The 16,154-nt window shown below is 70.7% G+C and carries 16 protein-coding genes; 8 read left to right on the top strand and 8 right to left on the bottom strand.

Going from position 1 to position 16,154, the window contains the following annotated elements; genetic code table 11:
* Both DIE12_RS38335 and DIE12_RS36245 read right to left on the bottom strand, forming a co-directional pair.
* On the bottom strand, positions 1-573 hold a 573-nt coding region (locus DIE12_RS38335), incomplete at its 3' end, for a hypothetical protein (RefSeq protein WP_185641257.1).
* A 36-nt stretch (positions 574-609) separates the two neighbouring features.
* Complete coding sequence (locus tag DIE12_RS36245) at positions 610-1,455, bottom strand: aldo/keto reductase (protein WP_124523007.1); 846 nt, start codon at positions 1,453-1,455, stop codon at positions 610-612.
* Between the two features lie 168 nt (positions 1,456-1,623).
* Between DIE12_RS36245 and DIE12_RS36240 the strand changes: the two genes are divergently transcribed.
* Positions 1,624-2,370: a GntR family transcriptional regulator gene (locus DIE12_RS36240; protein WP_044845577.1), complete on the top strand. Its 747-nt coding sequence runs from the start codon at positions 1,624-1,626 to the stop codon at positions 2,368-2,370.
* Between the two features lie 37 nt (positions 2,371-2,407).
* On the opposite strand, the gene DIE12_RS36235 is transcribed toward DIE12_RS36240, so the two are convergent.
* On the bottom strand, positions 2,408-3,799 hold the full coding sequence (locus DIE12_RS36235; RefSeq protein WP_124523005.1) for a CoA transferase: 1,392 nt from the start codon (positions 3,797-3,799) through the stop codon (positions 2,408-2,410).
* A gap of 139 nt (positions 3,800-3,938) precedes the next feature.
* Here DIE12_RS36235 and DIE12_RS36230 point away from each other — a divergent pair, with 139 nt between their 5' ends.
* Positions 3,939-5,171, top strand: a complete 1,233-nt coding sequence (locus DIE12_RS36230; protein WP_124523003.1) for a citrate/2-methylcitrate synthase — start codon at positions 3,939-3,941, stop codon at positions 5,169-5,171.
* Here DIE12_RS36230 and DIE12_RS36225 read toward each other — a convergent pair.
* Positions 5,144-5,467, bottom strand: a complete 324-nt coding sequence (locus DIE12_RS36225; RefSeq protein ID WP_124523001.1) for a DUF2917 domain-containing protein — start codon at positions 5,465-5,467, stop codon at positions 5,144-5,146. The two genes, DIE12_RS36230 and DIE12_RS36225, sit on opposite strands and share 28 nt — an antisense overlap.
* Before the next feature lie 191 nt (positions 5,468-5,658).
* Here DIE12_RS36225 and mdtD point away from each other — a divergent pair, with 191 nt between their 5' ends.
* Entirely contained in the window at positions 5,659-7,098 is a 1,440-nt protein-coding gene (gene mdtD, locus DIE12_RS36215; protein WP_044845573.1) for a multidrug transporter subunit MdtD, read from the top strand.
* 180 nt (positions 7,099-7,278) lie between these two features.
* Positions 7,279-8,553 (top strand): EAL domain-containing protein, encoded by a 1,275-nt coding sequence (locus tag DIE12_RS36210; RefSeq protein WP_044845572.1) that lies wholly within the window; start codon positions 7,279-7,281, stop codon positions 8,551-8,553.
* Between the two features lie 16 nt (positions 8,554-8,569).
* On the opposite strand, the gene DIE12_RS36205 is transcribed toward DIE12_RS36210, so the two are convergent.
* Together DIE12_RS36205 and DIE12_RS36200 are read right to left on the bottom strand one after the other, a co-directional pair.
* Positions 8,570-9,184, bottom strand: coding sequence for a bifunctional 2-polyprenyl-6-hydroxyphenol methylase/3-demethylubiquinol 3-O-methyltransferase UbiG (locus DIE12_RS36205; protein ID WP_124486980.1), 615 nt, complete (start codon positions 9,182-9,184; stop codon positions 8,570-8,572).
* Positions 9,185-9,424: 240 nt separating this feature from the next.
* Complete coding sequence (locus DIE12_RS36200; protein ID WP_124523000.1) at positions 9,425-9,949, bottom strand: DUF962 domain-containing protein; 525 nt, start codon at positions 9,947-9,949, stop codon at positions 9,425-9,427.
* 81 nt (positions 9,950-10,030) lie between these two features.
* Between DIE12_RS36200 and DIE12_RS36195 the strand changes: the two genes are divergently transcribed.
* Together DIE12_RS36195 and chrA are read left to right on the top strand one after the other, a co-directional pair.
* Positions 10,031-10,738, top strand: a complete 708-nt coding sequence (locus DIE12_RS36195; protein WP_044848581.1) for a Crp/Fnr family transcriptional regulator — start codon at positions 10,031-10,033, stop codon at positions 10,736-10,738.
* Between the two features lie 141 nt (positions 10,739-10,879).
* Positions 10,880-12,091 carry a chromate efflux transporter gene (chrA, locus tag DIE12_RS36190; protein WP_124522999.1) on the top strand — a complete coding sequence of 404 codons (1,212 nt, stop codon included), beginning with the start codon at positions 10,880-10,882 and terminating at the stop codon, positions 12,089-12,091.
* Positions 12,092-12,201: 110 nt separating this feature from the next.
* Here the strand turns inward: chrA and sodB are convergent, their stop codons facing one another.
* The gene (gene sodB, locus DIE12_RS36185) at positions 12,202-12,780 is read right to left on the bottom strand and encodes a superoxide dismutase [Fe] (RefSeq protein ID WP_124486975.1); all 579 of its coding nucleotides are present in this window, start codon (positions 12,778-12,780) and stop codon (positions 12,202-12,204) included.
* A 240-nt stretch (positions 12,781-13,020) separates the two neighbouring features.
* Complete coding sequence (gene xseA / locus DIE12_RS36180) at positions 13,021-14,403, bottom strand: exodeoxyribonuclease VII large subunit (protein WP_124522998.1); 1,383 nt, start codon at positions 14,401-14,403, stop codon at positions 13,021-13,023.
* A gap of 450 nt (positions 14,404-14,853) precedes the next feature.
* On the opposite strand from xseA, the gene lpxK reads away from it, so the two are divergent.
* Entirely contained in the window at positions 14,854-15,882 is a 1,029-nt protein-coding gene (gene lpxK / locus DIE12_RS36175; RefSeq protein ID WP_124522997.1) for a tetraacyldisaccharide 4'-kinase, read from the top strand.
* Positions 15,863-16,066 (top strand): Trm112 family protein, encoded by a 204-nt coding sequence (locus tag DIE12_RS36170; protein WP_006750935.1) that lies wholly within the window; start codon positions 15,863-15,865, stop codon positions 16,064-16,066. The genes lpxK and DIE12_RS36170 overlap by 20 nt, the downstream gene beginning before the upstream one ends.
* The last annotated feature ends 88 nt before the right edge of the window (positions 16,067-16,154 follow it).

Here is a 16,154-nt window from a genome sequence, read left to right as displayed (position 1 = left end):
TCCGGCGGTGGCGGAGGCCACGGCGACGGAGGTCACGGCGGTGGCGGCTCCGGCGGTGGCGGAGGCCACGGCGACGGGGGTCATGGTGGTGGCGGCTCCGGCGGTGGCGGAGGCCACGGCGACGGAGGTCACGGTGGTGGCGGCTCCGGCGGTGGCGGAGGCCACGGCGACGGAGGTCACGGTGGCGGCGGCTCCGGCGGTAGCGGAGGCTCCGGTGGCGGAGGTCACGGTGGTGGCGACTCCGGCGGTGGCGGAGGCCACGGTGGCGGTGGTTCCGGCGGTGGTTCCGGCGGTGGTTCCGGCGGTGGTTCCGGCGGCGGTTCCGGCGGTGGTTCCGGCGGTGGTTCCGGCGGTGGTTCCGGCGGTGGTTCCGGTGGCGGTTCCGGCGGTGGTTCCGGCGGTGGTTCCGGCGGCGGCGGCCATGGCACCGGCGGTCACGGCAACGGCGGTGGCAACGGTAATGGCAACGGTAGCGGCGGCGCTGGCAACGGTGGCGCCAACGGCGTCGGCAATGGCAATGGAAGCGGCAGTGCCGGCGGCAATGGCGGCAACGGCGGATCGTCCAGTGGTCATGGCCACTGACCGACGCGTCGCCTGCCCCCGACGCGGTCAGAGCATTTCGAGCGCGCGCTTGCTGCGCGGCGGACGGAAGTACCCGTCGAGTTGCGCGCGCTCGTCATCGCTCAACACGAGATCGAGCGCGGCGCGATTGTCGCGCACGTGCTCGATCCGCGACGTCTTCGGAATCGCGAACACGCCCGGCTGCGCAAGCACCCAGGCGAGTGCGACGCGCGTGACCGACACACCGCGCTGCCGCGCGATTTCATCGAGCGGAGAACGCTTCGGCAGCCGTCCGTGATCGACCGGACTGTAGGCCATCGCCGGCATCCGATGATCGGCGAGCCACGGCAGCAGGTCGAATTCCGGGCCGCGCCGCGCGATGTTGTAGAGAATCTGGTTGGTCGCGCACGCGCCCCCGCCCGCCTCGTCGACGAGCTCGGCCATGTCGGCCGTATCGAAGTTGCTGACGCCCCAGTGGCGGATCTTGCCCGCGCGTCGCAGCGCCTCGAACCCCTCGACGGTCTCCTCGAGCGGCACCGAACCACGCCAGTGGAGCAGGTACAGGTCGAGACGATCGGTACGCAGACGCTTGAGGCTCGCGTCGCACGCGGCGACGACGCCGCGCCGGCTCGCATGATGCGGATACACCTTGCTGACCAGGAACACGTCGTCGCGCAGGCCGGCGAGCGCCTCGCCGACGAGTGCCTCGGTCGCACCGTCACCGTACATCTCGGCGGTATCGACCAGCGTCATCCCGAGATCGATCCCCTCGCGCAATGCGGCGATCTCGTCCGCCCGGCGCGCGGGCCGCTCGCCCATTTCCCAGGTGCCCAGGCCGAGTTTCGGAATCGTCTCACCGTCCGGCAGGACGACCGTGGCGATCGTGTCTGTCATGTGCTCCTCGCTGCGGATTCGTGGCCGCGCACCCGCGGCCGAAGCATCAAATACGACGCATCAGTGTAGTCAATCGGTGCGGCGTCCACCTGTTACACGGCAAAAACCGGCTATAACGGCACCGCATGATGACTTAGAATGGCCGGCACCCTGATCGATACCCATTCCATGAAGGCACCCACGGACGACCGCTGGCAGGACCTGCGCCCCGACCCCGACAACGACACGCCGCTCTACCTGCAGCTCGCCCGCAAGCTCGGCGACGCGATCCACGACAATCGCTGGGCGGCCGGCGAGGCGCTGCCGTCCGAACGCGTGCTGTCCGAAGCGCTCGGCGTGTCGCGCATTACCGCGCGCAAGGCGATCGCGCTGCTCGTCGAGCAGGGCCTGATCCGCCGCACGCAAGGGGCCGGCAACTTCATCCGGCCGCGCTACGAGGATCCGCTGTCGCGGCTGTCGAGCTTCAGCGAGATGCTCGAGCGCCGCGGCTTCAAGCCGAGTTCGCAATGGCTCGAGCGCGAAATCCAGCCCGCGAATCGCGACGAAGTGATCCAGCTCGGCCTGTCGCCGGCCGCCTCCGTTACACGGCTGAAACGCCTGCGCCTCGCCGACGGCATCGTGATGGCCGTCGAGAACTCGACGTTCCCCGCCACGCTGATTCCCGATCCGCAGGCGATCGGCGGTTCGCTGTACAGCTATCTCGAAGCGCGCGGCACGCCGATCGTGCGCGCACTGCAGCATTTCCGCGCGGTCAACGCGACCGACGAGATCGCGCAACAGATGGGCATCGCGCCGCACGACGCGCTGCTGCTGATCACGCGGATCGGTTATACGGCCGACCAGCGCGCGATCGAACTCACCGATACCTACTGCCGCAACGACTACTACGACTTCGTCGTCGAACTGCGCAAGTAACGCCGGCAATACTCACGGCGTACGGCGCCGCCGGCGCTCACAACCAGCATGCTTCGTCCGTGCCGAGCGGCACGGGCGGCCTCGAGAAGCGCGGCGGTGTCGCCGACAGGCGTTCGGCCGGACGCACGGCATCGATCGTGCCGAACGGCGACGCGCTCCGGTCGATCCGGTCGCGCACGTCGTCGAACGTGAAATCCGGCGCCCGCAGGCCGTCCGGCACCGTGCCGAACGATTGCAGCCAGCGCCCCGTCTGCGCGAGCGAGAGCCGCACGTGCCAGCTCCCCCCTTGGGTCGCACGGCGCGCGAGCGCGATCATCGCGCCGAACGCCGCGAGATAACCCGTCGCATGATCGAGCGCCTGGCATGGCAGATGGCGCGGGCCGTCCGCGTGCGCGGCGTGCTGCTCGTGCCACGCGATACCGCTCGCCGACTGCACGAGACTGTCGAAGCCACGCCGCATCGACCACGGCCCCGCGTGCCCGTATGCGGACACCGACACGCAGACGATGCCGGGCCGCAGCTCCGCCAGCGCCTGCGGCGAAAACCCGCGCGCCGCGAGCGCGCCGGGGCGATAGGCCTGCAGGAATACGTCGGCGTCGCGTGCGAGCGCGCGCAACGTGGCGACACCGCCCGCCTCGCGCAGGTCGATCCACGTCGAGCGCTTGCCGCGCCCGTTGTCGATCACGAGCGACGCGATGTTCGGCAGGTGCGGGCCGTTGACGAGCAGCGTCTGTGCCCCGTGCGATGCCAGCGTGCGGCCCGCGACCGGCCCCGCGATGATGCGCGTGAGATCGAGCACGCGCACGCCCGCGAGCGGCTGGTCGGGCGCGCCGTGGCCGATCGCCTCGACGGGCGCGTCACCGATCCGCTCGATCTCGAACAGCGGCAGCGACGCGAGTGCCCGTGCCTGGTCGTGCGCCGCCCATTCGTCAGGGATTCTGATCAATGCCGCGCACAGGCCGGCCTCGGCGAGCGCGGTATCGAGTGCCGCGCCGTCCCACGTGCGGATCGCCGCGGCCACGTCATCGCGCTGCGGGCCGCTGCCGAGCACGTCGAGAATCCCGTGCAGGTGATGCGGAAAGTTCGCATGCAGCTGGATCCAGCGCCCGTCGCGCGTTTCGTAGAAGCCCGTCACCGGATGGCGCGGCTCGGGCGGCAGGCCGTCGTCCACGCGCAGGTAGCGTTCGCTGCGAAACGCGACGAGCGCGTCGCGCATCGACACGTCGACGCGCTGCGCGACGCCCGTGCGCAGCCGGTGGCATTCGGCCGCCGCGAGCCCGGCCGCCGCGATCGTCGCCGCGGCGAGCGTGCCGACGTGGAATGCCGACGGCAGCGTCGGGTCCTGCCCCGCCACGGCCGCGCGGGCCAGTGCGCGCGGTTCGCCGTGCGCCAGTTGCCACAAGTGGGTCAATGCGAGTTCGGGGGTCATGGTGGAAGCGCGCCGTGGAGGAGACGCATTCGAGTCTAGAATTCGCGACAGGCGCGATCAATCTTGATTGCGCGAATCAACGCATAACGAATAGTTGTAGCCGGGCCGCGCTTCATGCGCCCCGACAGGAGCGATCGGCATGACGTCCCTCAGCGCGCCGGAAGCCGCCGGCATCCTCGGTGTCAGCGTGAGCACCCTTTACGCGTATGTGAGCCGCGGCCTGCTGCGCTCGCTGCCCGACGGCGCGAGCAAGCGCCGCCGCTACGACGCGGACGAGGTGCGCCTGCTCGCGCGCCGCCGCGCCGATGCAAAGCGCGCGGGCGGCGTCGCCGAACGCTCGCTCGACTGGGGCGTGCCCGTGCTCGAATCGCGGATCACGCAAATCGCCGACGGGCGCCTGCACTATCGCGGCGCCGATGCGATCGCGCTCGCGAACGACGCGACGCTCGAGGAAACGGCGGCCCGCCTGTGGGATTGTCCGCCCGCGCGGCTCGCTGCGGCAGCGCTTGCATCGACCGGTTTCGACGCCGCCCAGTGGGAAGACTGGGCCCGCCGCTGGGCCCATCTCGCGCCGCTCGAGCGCACGCTGGTGCTGCTCCCCGCCGCGGCCGCCTCGCTGCCGCGCCTGTGGGCGCAGGGGCGCGACGCGCAGTTCGACGCGGCCACGCTGCTGCTGCGCGTGACGACGGCCGCGCTGGCCGGCATCGCACCGGGCGACGCGCCCGTGCATCGACAGCTCGCCGCCGCGTGGCGGATCCGGCGGCGCGACGAAGCCGACCTGCTGCGCCGCGCACTCGTGCTGTGCGCCGATCACGAACTGAACCCGTCGACCTTTGCGGTGCGCTGCATCGCGTCGACCGGCACCCATCTGTTCGGTGCGATCGCGGGCGGGCTCGCGGCGCTGTCGGGCCCACGCCACGGCGGCGAGACGTTCCGCGCGGGCGCCCTGCTCGACGAAGCCGCGCGGGCCGCCGACCTCGACCGCTACCTCGCGCTGCGCGTCGCACACGACGAACGCGCGGACGGCGCACGCACGGCACTGTCCGGTTTCGCGCATCCGCTCTATCCCGACGGCGATCCGCGCGCACGCGCGTTGCTCGACGCACTACACGCGACGCTGCCCGCCCGGGCACCGCTGCGCATGGCCCGCGCGCTCGCCGCGCGCGTCGAGGCGGCGACCGGCCTGCATCCGTCGATCGATTTCGCGCTCGCGGTGCTGGAGCGCACGCTTGCGCTGCCCGACGGCGCCGCGTTCACGCTGTTCGCGGCCGGCCGCACCGCGGGCTGGATCGCGCACGCACTCGAGCAGTACGCTGACGGCAAGCTCATCCGGCCCCGCGCGCGCTACGTCGGCAGCGACGCGGCTGCCTGAGCGCGGCCGCCGCGCCATGCGGCGAGCCGCCGCCACGCGCTCGGCGCGGCCTGCACGGCCGGCGCCGCCTGCGGGCCGAACGCGAACACCGCGCCGCCCGCCGCCGCGCTGATCCACACGCGCATGCCGGGCAGCAGCGCCAAGGTCTCGCCGGCATGCAACCAGTGATCGTCGGGCCGGCCCTCGATCGTCAGCCACAGACCGCCGTCCGCGACCTGCAACGCGGTGCGATCGACGATCCGCCACCGCCCGGCCGGTTCGTTGCCGTCCATCTCGTAGAGTCGCAGTTCGCGCATGGCCGCCTCCGGGTCGCGTGGGTTCGATGACGCCAGTATTTCGGACCGTGGCGACACACGGACAGATACGCCTGCAGACACTTTCGACTGAACTGTATCGGTCCGCCGCCGGACAGGCGTCCGGACCGATCCTGCGTGGCACGGCGGCTTTGCCTACAATGGCGGCTGTCCCGCGCCACCGGTCCGTCCCCATGTTCCAACGTCCGCCCGCCGCCGCTCCCGGCGAAAAGAACCTCACCATAATGCTCTGGCTCGTTGCGACGGGCTTCTTCATGCAGACGCTCGATGCGACGATCGTCAACACGGCGCTGCCGTCGATGGCAGTGAGTCTCGGCGAATCGCCGCTGCGGATGCAGTCGGTCGTGATCGCCTACTCGCTGACGATGGCGGTGATGATTCCCGTCTCGGGCTGGCTCGCGGACACGTTCGGCACGCGGCGCGTGTTCTTCAGCGCGATCCTGGTGTTCTCGCTCGGTTCGCTGCTGTGCGCGAATGCGCATACGCTGTCACAGCTCGTCGTGTTCCGCGTCGTGCAGGGGGTGGGCGGCGCGATGCTGCTGCCGGTCGGGCGGCTGGCCGTGCTGCGCACCTTCCCGGCCGAACGCTACCTGCCCGCACTGTCGTTCGTCGCGGTTCCCGGGCTGATCGGGCCGCTGATCGGGCCGACGCTCGGCGGCTGGCTCGTGAAGATCGCGTCGTGGCACTGGATCTTCCTGATCAACGTGCCGGTGGGCGTCGCCGGCTGCGTCGCGACCTTCTACTCGATGCCCGACGCGCGCAACCCGGCCGTCGGCCGCTTCGACCTGAAGGGCTATCTGCTGCTGACGATCGGGATGGTCGCTATCTCGCTGTCGCTCGACGGGCTCGCCGATCTCGGGATGCAGCATGCAGCCGTGCTCGTGCTGCTGATCCTGAGCCTCGCGTGCTTCGTCGCGTACGGGCTGTACGCGGTGCGCGCGCCGCAGCCGATCTTCTCGCTCGAGCTGTTCAAGATCCATACGTTCAGCGTCGGCCTGCTCGGCAACCTGTTCGCACGGATCGGCAGCGGCGCGATGCCGTACCTGATCCCGCTGCTGCTGCAGGTGAGCCTGGGCTATTCGGCATTCGAGGCCGGGCTGATGATGCTGCCGGTCGCGGCGGCCGGGATGTTCTCGAAACGGATCATCACGCGCCTGATCACGCAGCACGGCTACCGCAAGGTGCTGCTCGCGAACACGATCATGGTCGGGGTGATGATGGCGAGCTTCGCGCTGATGCGCGACACGGTGCCGGTGTGGGTGAAGGTCGTCCATCTCGCGCTGTTCGGCGGCTTCAACTCGATGCAGTTCACCGCGATGAACACGCTGACGCTGAAGGATCTCGGCACCGGCGGCGCGAGCAGCGGCAACAGCCTGTTCTCGCTCGTGCAGATGCTGTCGATGAGCCTCGGCGTCACGGTCGCGGGCGCGCTGCTGGCCACCTTCACCGGGATGCTGCGCACGGTGACGCCGAGCAACACGCTGCCCGCGTTCCATGCGACCTTCATCTGTGTCGGGATCATCACGGCCGCGTCCGCGTGGATCTTCGCGCAACTCGCGCCCGACATCCGCGGCGGCACGCAGCACAAGACCGATCCGTCCGAACGCGCGTGACGCACGGCGCGCGCCGCCACAATCGCCACGGCGGCGCGCCGCGCACCATGTCGGTGCAGCACGGCTGCACCGCGCGCGCCCTGCCGGCCGCGACGGCCCGCCGCACGGGGCACGATGCCGTGCATGCTTCTTGCTCGCCTATTCTGTAGGTAAACTGGCAGTCTTCCTTCGGCCGACATCATGAGCATGATCGACATCGATCCACCCGGCTTCCAGCCGCCCCGCCCCGTCGCCGGCGACGACGGGAAGCGGCGCACCGTGCTGTACGGCGCATACACCGTGTTCAGCGTGTTCCAGCCCGTTTTCTCGGTGTCACACCGCCGCGCGATCGGCTATCACGCGTCGCTGCGCGCGCACGACGAGGACAGCCGCCAGGTCGCGTCGCACGAGGTGTTCACGCAGGCGGCGCGGCGCGGCGACCTGCTCGAGCTCGGCCGGCTCGCCGAATCGCTGCATCTCGGCAACTTCCACGCGTTCGACAGTCACGACGAATGGCTCTTCCTGAGCCTGCACCCGGCGGCGCTGATGGACACCGTCTACGGCGACGCCCTGCTCGCGAACCTGAAGGCGCTCGGCCTGCCGCCGCATCGCGTGGTGCTCGAGGTGCCCGAGCAGGCGGGCGGCGAGACGCCGCGCTATGCGGCGATCGTCGACGGGCTGCGCAAGGCCGGCTTCCTGATCGCGCTCGGCGGCTTCGGCGCGAAACATTCGAACATCGACCGCGTGTGGCACCTGCACCCCGACATCGTCACGCTCGACCGCGGGATCCTCGCGCAGGCGAGCGAACACTCGCATCTCGAGCGCGTACTGCCCGGGCTCGTGTCGCTGCTGCACGAATCCGGCCAGCTCGTGCTGATGGGCGGGCTCTCGACCGAGCGCGACGCGATGATCGCGCTCGAATGCGACGTCGATTTCGTGCAGGGACAGTACTTCGCGGGGCCGAGCGTCGACCCCGTGCAACCGCAGGCCGCCGCAGGCTGCATGGATACGCTGTCGGCCGCGTTGCGGCTGCGCGTCGCGCAACGCGAGCGCACGCAGGCCGAACGCCTCGCGCCGTATGTCGCCGCGCTGGAGGAAGCCAGCCGGAAGCTCGTCGCGGGCGAATCGCTGATCGACGCGGCCGGCGCCGTGCTCGGGTTGCCGGAAACCGCGCGCTGCTTCCTGCTCGATGCATCGGGCCGCCAGATCGGCGACAACGTGCTCGCGCGCGGCAGCGTCTCGCAGCGGGCGAAGCGCTTCCGGCCGCTGCTGCATTCGGAAGGCGCGAGCTGGGAGCGCCGCCCCTACTTCATCCACGCGATGCGCGCGCCCGGCCGCGTGCATCTGACGCCGCCGTACCTGTCGATCAACGAAGCGCACCTGTGCGTGACCGCATCGATCGCCGCGCCGGCCGCGACCGGCATGCAGGTGCTGTGCGTCGACATCAACTGGGAAGCGGCACTCAGCCGCGAATGAGTTCGCGCGGCCGCGCTCACGCGGCGCCGTCGAGGGCGTTGGCGCGGCGCGCGATCAGCCGGTGCACGCGCTTGCCGGACGACGCGCTGACCACCTCGTGCTCGTCGATCACGTGCATGCCGGCGCCGAGCGCCGCATGCATGCGCGCCGAATCGAGCGGCGTATACAAGCGGCCGCGCTCGTCGCGCAGCGCGCCGTTGCCGGCCACCCGCCAGCTCAGGTACAACGTGCCGCCGGGCATCAGCAACCCGGCCAGCCGCGCGGCCGCCGCTGCAGCATCCGCCTGTTCGAGGTGCATGACGACCGTCTCGCACAACACGTTTCGAAACGCGCCGGCCGGCACGCCGGCGAGCGCCGGCAGCGCAGCCAGCTCGAAGGTCAGCGACGGGTGGCGCAAGCGCGCCTCGGCGAGCAGCGCGGCGCTCGCATCGTAGCCGCGCACGTCGAATCCGCGCGAAGCGAGCCACGCGGCGTCGCGTCCCGCACCGCAGCCGACGTCGGCCGTCGGCCCGGGCGAGAAATACTGCTCGAGCAGTGCATACATGTCGTCGGGGGCGGCCTGGTCGAGCCAGTCCTGCGCGTATTGCGCGGCATGGGCTTCGTAGGCATCGAGAGTCGGGCGATCCACCATGGCGATTGCTCCGCGTACGCGTCCTGTCGTGCGACGCACCCCGCATCTTAGCCGTTGCGCGTCGCGCGTGGGATGGCGGGCGACGCGCGGCCCCGCGCCGCTCGCAGGTCGCCGGCGCGGTCAGTTCGGCCCACGGCGCATCGCCGCGCCAGGGCCGGCCGCGATGCCGCCGCGAACCGGCCGCCGAGGGCGCAGCCGACCGCGTCCGCGCCGAACCCGCAGGCCGGCGCGGCCGACGCGTCAGATATGCGAATGCGCGCCGCCGTGCACGGGCCCCGCGCGCCGCTCGACCTCGCGGCGCACGTCGCCGCGCAGGCCCGCGAAAAACGCGACTTCGGCGACGACGAACAGCGGCCCGACCATCAGCCCGACCAGATCGTCGACGAACGCGGGCTTGCGCCCCTCGAACCAGTGCCCGACGAACTGTACGATCCAGCCGACCACGAACGCGCCGATGCCGATCCCGAGCCATTGCGCGGTCGGCAGCAGCGCGAGCGTCTGCGCGGCCCACAGGCCGAGGGCGAACAGCGCGGTCATGACCGCCCCGAAGCGCAGGTCGAGGCGCAGGTAGAACACCGCGAACGCCACGGCGAGCAGCAGCGCCGGCGACAGCGCGACACCGGCCAGCGTGCCGAGCGCCGGCCGCGACAGCAGCACCTCGACCGCGAACACGATCATCGGAATGCCGACCAGATGCGTCGCGATGTTGCGCGCGTCGCGATGGTAGGCCGCATACTGGGAAAGGTGGTCTTCGAGCGTCTTCATGGCGTCTCCTGAACGATCATTGGGCGCTATGATGCGCGTCACGCCCAGGAACCTCTGTCAGCTACCCGACATCGCGTGCCCATGCCCTCGCCGCTCGCCCCGTACCTGCCGCAGATCGAAGCGCACCCGTGGTTCGCCGCGCTGCCGCGGGCGTTGCGCGACGACCTGCTCGCCCGCGCCGCGTTGCGGCACCTGCCGGCCGGCCACGCGCTGTTCCGCCGCGGCGACCCGCCATGCGGGCTGTATGCGGTGCTGGCCGGCGCCCTCACCATAGGCGCGGTCGATCCGCAGGGCAAGGAAGCGCTGCTGACGGTCGCCGAACCCGTCACGTGGTTCGGCGAGATCGCGCTGTTCGACGGCCAGCCGCGCACGCACGACGCGATCGCGCTCGACGACACGCTGCTGCTGCACGTCCCGCAGCGCGCGCTGCTCGCGATTCTCGACACGACGCCGCAATACTGGCGGCAGTTCGCGCTGCTGATGGCGCAAAAGCTCCGGCTGAGCTTCCTGACCGTCGAATCGATGAGCGTGATGCCGGCCGCGCAGCGGCTTGCCGCACGGCTGCTGATGATCGCCGACGGCTACGGCGGGATCAGCGCCGGCCGCACGCGCATCCGGCTGTCGCAGGAAAAGCTCGCGGCGATGCTGTCGCTCACACGGCAGACCACCAACCAGCTGCTGAAGGCGCTGCAGGCCGACGGCGTCGTGCGGCTGCATGTCGGCGAGATCGAACTCGTCGATGTCGATGCGCTGCGCCGGGCGAGCGGGCTGCCTGACGGCACTCACTGACGGCACGCACTGACGACGCGCCGCCTCCGTCCTGACGCGCCCGTCGTGACGCCATCGAGCGATCGCCGCAACGCCGCATTCCCGCCGTCATCGCTTCGCGCTATCGTGGCGGCTCGTTCGTCCTTCTCCCCGCATACGCGCTTGAACACGTCCACCCTTACCGCCCCTTCCCGCCACGCGTGGCCTGTCTTCGTCGCGTTCCTGCGGCTCGGCCTCACGTCGTTCGGCGGGCCCGTCGCGCATCTCGGCTACTTCCGCGACGCGTTCGTCACGCGGCGCGGCTGGCTGACCGAACGCGCGTATGCCGATCTCGTCGGCCTGTGCCAGTTCCTGCCGGGGCCGGCGAGCAGCCAGGTCGGGATGGCGATCGGCCTGTCGCGCGCGGGTTATGCGGGAATGTTCGCCGCATGGCTCGGCTTCACGCTGCCGTCGGCGCTGCTGATGATGCTGTTCGCACTCGGCATGCACGCTGCGGGGATGCCGGTCGCGGCCGGCGCGCTGCACGGGCTGCGGATCGTGTCGGTCGCGGTGATCGCGCAGGCGGTGTGGGGCATGGCGCGCACGCTGTGCCCGGATACGCGCCGCGCCACGCTGATGGCGGTCGCAGCCTGCCTCGCGCTGCTCGTGCCGGCCGCATGGCTGCAGGTGGCCGTGATCGTCGCGGCCGGCGCGGCCGGGCTCGTACTGTTGCCGCAGCCCGAGCGCGGCGCGCACGATCCGCTGCCGCTGCACGTGTCGCATCGCGCGGGTGCGCTGTGGCTCGTGCTGTTCGCCGCATTGCTCGTCGCGTTGCCGTTCGCGGCGGGCGCGCTGCATTCGCATACCCTCGCGGTGGCCGACGCATTCTTTCGCACCGGCGCGCTGGTGTTCGGCGGCGGGCACGTCGTGCTGCCGCTGCTGCAGGCGGCCGTCGTCGCGCCGGGCTGGGTCGGCGATTCGGCGTTCCTCGCCGGCTACGGTGTCGCGCAGGCCGTGCCGGGGCCGCTCTTCACGTTCTCGGCGTTCCTCGGTGCGTCGCTGCGCGACGCGCCGAACGGCTGGCTCGGCGGGACGATCGCGCTCGTGTCGATCTTCGCGCCGTCGTTCCTGCTCGTCGCGGGCACCGCGCCGTTCTGGGAACGCCTGCGCCGCAGCACACGCATGCAGGCCGCGCTCGCGGGCGTAAACGCGGCTGTGGTCGGGCTGCTGCTCGCCGCGCTGTATCACCCGGTGTGGAGCGAGACGATCGTGTCGCCGCGCGACTTCGCGGCGGCGCTCGTCGCGTTCGTCGCGCTCGTGTTCTGGCGGGTGCCGCCGTGGGCCGTCGTGATCGCGAGCGCGGCGCTCGGCTGGTTGGCGACGGCGCTCGCCTGATCCGGCAAGTGCCACGCATCGATTCCCGCCCGACAAAAACAAAAAAGCCCTCGTGACGAGGGCTTTTCTTCGGGTGCCGCGCGCCGCAACGGCGCGCAGTACGCATGGACTTACGCGAAGTTCTTCGCTGCGAAGTCCCAGTTCACGATGTTCCAGAACGCTTCGACGAACTTCGGACGTGCGTTGCGGTAGTCGATGTAATACGCGTGTTCCCACACGTCGATCGTCAGCAGCGGCTTGTCGGCCGTCGTCAGCGGCGTGGCGGCGTTGCTCGTCGACACGATGTCGAGCGAACCGTCGGCCTTCTTCACGAGCCATGCCCAGCCCGAACCGAACGTGCCGACCGCGGCCTTCGAGAACGCTTCCTTGAACGCGTCGTACGAACCCCACTTCGCGTTGATCGCGTCGCCCAGCGCGCCCGACGGTGCGCCGCCGCCGTTCGGCGACAGGCTGTTCCAGAAGAACGTGTGGTTCCAGATTTGCGCGGCGTTGTTGAAGATGCCGCCCGACGACTTCTTCACGATCTCTTCCAGCGACAGGTTTTCGAATTCCGTGCCCGGGATCAGATTGTTCAGGTTCGTCACATAAGCCTGATGATGCTTGCCGTAGTGGTACTCGATCGTCTCTTTCGAGATGGTCGGCGCGAGTGCGTCTTCAGCGTACGGGAGCGGCGGGAGCGTATGAGCCATGGCGATTCCTTCGTTGAGTATGTAGGGAGGCTGTGTTGAATGCTGCCGAGCGTCCGATTGTAGGCGAGTCCGAATATCCCCGCAAACTCACGGGCATTTATCCGCGGTATGCAGAAAATCGGCGTTCCCGCTTCATCCGGCAGGACCAGAAGACGGATGCGCAGCATCCGTTCCCGCGCCGGGCGCCGGACCATCCGGAGCGCAGGACGCGCGACCTTCGTTCCGCTTACGCCGCCGCCGTCAGATCGTGTCGGTCAGCCGCGGCTGCACGTCGGCGAGCGATACGTCGGCCGAGCCTTCGGCGAGATGCACGGTCAGGCGGCGCTGCGGTTTCAGCGCATTCGGCGCGCGCACCGCGCGGCCGGTCTGCGTGTCGATCAGCGCCGCGTAGCCGCGCTCGAGCGTGCGCTGCGGGCTCAGCACCTCGAGCCGCGCCGCGCAGGCCGACACGCGCGCCGTATCGCGCTCGTGACGGCGCTGCAGCGCCACCGCGAGACGTTGCGACAGCCCGGCGAGTGCCTGACGCGCCTGCGCCGGGTCGGGCCGCGCGCGCTGCCAGCGCAATTGCGCGAGCGCGAAACGCGCACGCGCGTCGCGCACCGGCCGCGACGCGGCCGAGGCGAGCCGCACCGCCAGTTGCTCGACGTGGGTGCGCTGCCGCTGCAGCCGCTCGGCCGGGCTGACGAGCCGGCGCGCGAGCCAGTCGAGCTGCTGCGCGCGCTGCTCGAGCCCGCGTTCCAGGCAGCGCGCAAGCGCGCGCTGCCGGTCGGCCACCTCGCGCAACAGCAACGCGCGCTGCGGACTCGCGAGCTCGGCCGCGCCGGTCGGCGTCGGCGCGCGCAGGTCGGCCGCGAAGTCCGCGATCGTGAAATCGGTTTCGTGGCCGACGCCGCTGACGACCGGCAGTTCGCTCGCCGCGATCGCACGCGCGAGCGCTTCGTCGTTGAACGACCACAGATCCTCGATCGACCCGCCGCCGCGACAGACCAGCAGCACGTCGACCTCGCGCCGCGCGTTCGCCGCCTGCACGGCCGCGACGAGCTTCTCGGCCGAGCCCGCACCCTGCACGGGCGCCGGATAGACGATCACCGGGATGTGCGGCGCGCGGCGCGCGAGCGTGGTCAGCACGTCGCGCAGCGCGGCGGCCTGCAGCGACGTGACGATGCCGATCGCGCGCGGGTGCGCCGGCAGCGGCCGCTTGCGCTCGGGCGCGAACAGGCCTTCGGCCTCGAGTTGCGCCTTCAGCCGCAGGAACGCCTCGTACAGGCGCCCCTGGCCGGTACGCCGCACGGCCTCGACGTTGAGCTGCACTTCGCCGCGCGGCTCGTACATCGTGACGACCGCGCGCACCTCGATCCGGTCGCCTTCGCGCGGCGTGAATTCCGCGTACTGCGCGCGACCGCGGAACATCACGCAGCGCATCTGCGCCTGCTGGTCCTTGATCGAGAAATACCAGTGGCCGCTCGCGGCGCGCGTGAAATTCGACACTTCGCCCGAAATCCACAGCAGCGGAAACGAGCGCTCGAGCATCGTCGAAATCGCGCGATTGAGCGCCGAAACGGGAATCACTTCGTCGCCGCCGCGGGTCGCGCCGGGAGCGGAAAAAGGAGAGTCGGAAAGCATGGGCGGTCGGATGAATGCTGGCGGCGACACGATAGTCCGACACGCGCGCGACGTCCAGCGCCGGCCGCCCGCGCTGCACCATTTGAAAGGTGTCCACACTCTGGCAATCGTCCATCAAAAACGCTTCAAAACCGCGGAAAAACCCAGACGATTCCTCACAACACATTGATTTTTATAGTTTTTTAAACCTTGCAGTTTGATTTGCCGCCGATTCGATGTCCGCCCGGCGGGCGTTTCACGCGGACAGGCCGGGAGTTTTTCACAGAGTTATCCACAGCCCGTTCCGTTCCGGCCCCATCGGGTGCGTCGCCCGGCCGCGCTTGCCGCGCCCGCGTGCGGCGCGCTAGAGTGCCGCCTTCCGAACCCCTTGCGGCATGCGCCGCCCCACGGAGAATCCGTCTTGACGAATCCGTACCACGCCGCGGCGCAAGACGCGCCGCGCCCGGCCCGATGAGCGCGCCCGGCGGCCCGCTCGCGCGGCTCGAAGCGCGCCTCACGCGCGAATGGCAGCGACGCGGCGCCCTCGCATGGGCGCTCACGCCGTTCGCGTGCGTGTTCGGCCTGTGCGCGGCGCTGCGCCGCACGGCCTACGCGCAGGGCTGGAAACAACCGGTCGACGTCGGCGTGCCCGTCGTCGTGGTCGGCAACGTGACCGTCGGCGGCACCGGCAAGACGCCGACCGTGATCGCGCTCGTCGACGCACTGCGCGCTGCCGGCTTCACGCCGGGCGTCGTGTCGCGCGGCTACGGCGCGAACGTGAAGGCGCCCACCGCGGTCACGCCCGCGTCGCGCGCGAGCGCGGCCGGCGACGAACCGCTGCTGATCGCGCGCCGCACCGGCGCGCCCGTGTGGGTGTGCCCCGACCGCGTCGCGGCCGCGCAGGCGTTGCGCGCCGCGCACCCGGACGTCGACGTGATCGTCAGCGACGACGGCCTCCAGCACTACCGCCTCGCGCGCACGGTCGAGCTCGTCGTGTTCGACCACCGGCTCGGCGGCAACGGCTTCCTGCTGCCGGCCGGGCCGCTGCGCGAGCCGCTGTCGCGCCACCGCGACGCAACGCTCGTCAACGATCCGTACAGCGGCGCGCTGCCGCCGTGGCCCGACACCTATGCGCTCGCGCTCACGCCGGGCGCCGCGTGGCACCTCGACCAGCCGGCGCTGCGCCGCCCGCTGTCGCAGTTCGCGCACGAGCGCGTGCTCGCCGCGGCCGGCATCGGCGCGCCGGAACGCTTCTTCGCGACGCTGCGTGCGGCCGGCCTCGCGCCGGCGACGCGCCCGCTGCCCGACCATTACGCGTTCGCCGACAATCCGTTCGTCGACGACGCGGTCGATGCGATCCTGATCACCGAGAAGGATGCAGTAAAATTGGGCGCTTCCTGGCGCGACGCTCGGCTGTGGGTCGTCCCCGTCGAAGCCGCGCTCGATCCTCGCCTCATTGCCCTCGTTGTGGAGAAACTCCGTGGACGCTCGCCTGCTTGAAATCCTTGTGTGCCCTATCTGCAAAGGCCCGCTCCACTATGACCGCGCCGCGCAGGAGCTGATCTGCAACGCGGACAAGCTCGCCTACCCGATCCGCGACGGCATCCCCGTGATGCTCGTCGACGAAGCACGCCAGACCGTCGAAGGCACGCCGGTCGACCCCGCCGGCCCGGCCGGCAGCTAAACGCCGCACCGCTGCACCGGCGCCCGGCCGCGCTTCTTCGCGGCCGCGTGCCGGCCCTGCCGGGCGGCCCGCCTTCGACGCGCCGCCC

The organism is Burkholderia sp. Bp9015, assembly GCF_003853505.1.
In the GTDB taxonomy this organism is placed as follows: domain Bacteria; phylum Pseudomonadota; class Gammaproteobacteria; order Burkholderiales; family Burkholderiaceae; genus Burkholderia.
The sequence above is the reverse complement of the archived record's forward strand: the minus strand, read 5'-3'. Positions and strand labels throughout refer to the sequence as shown.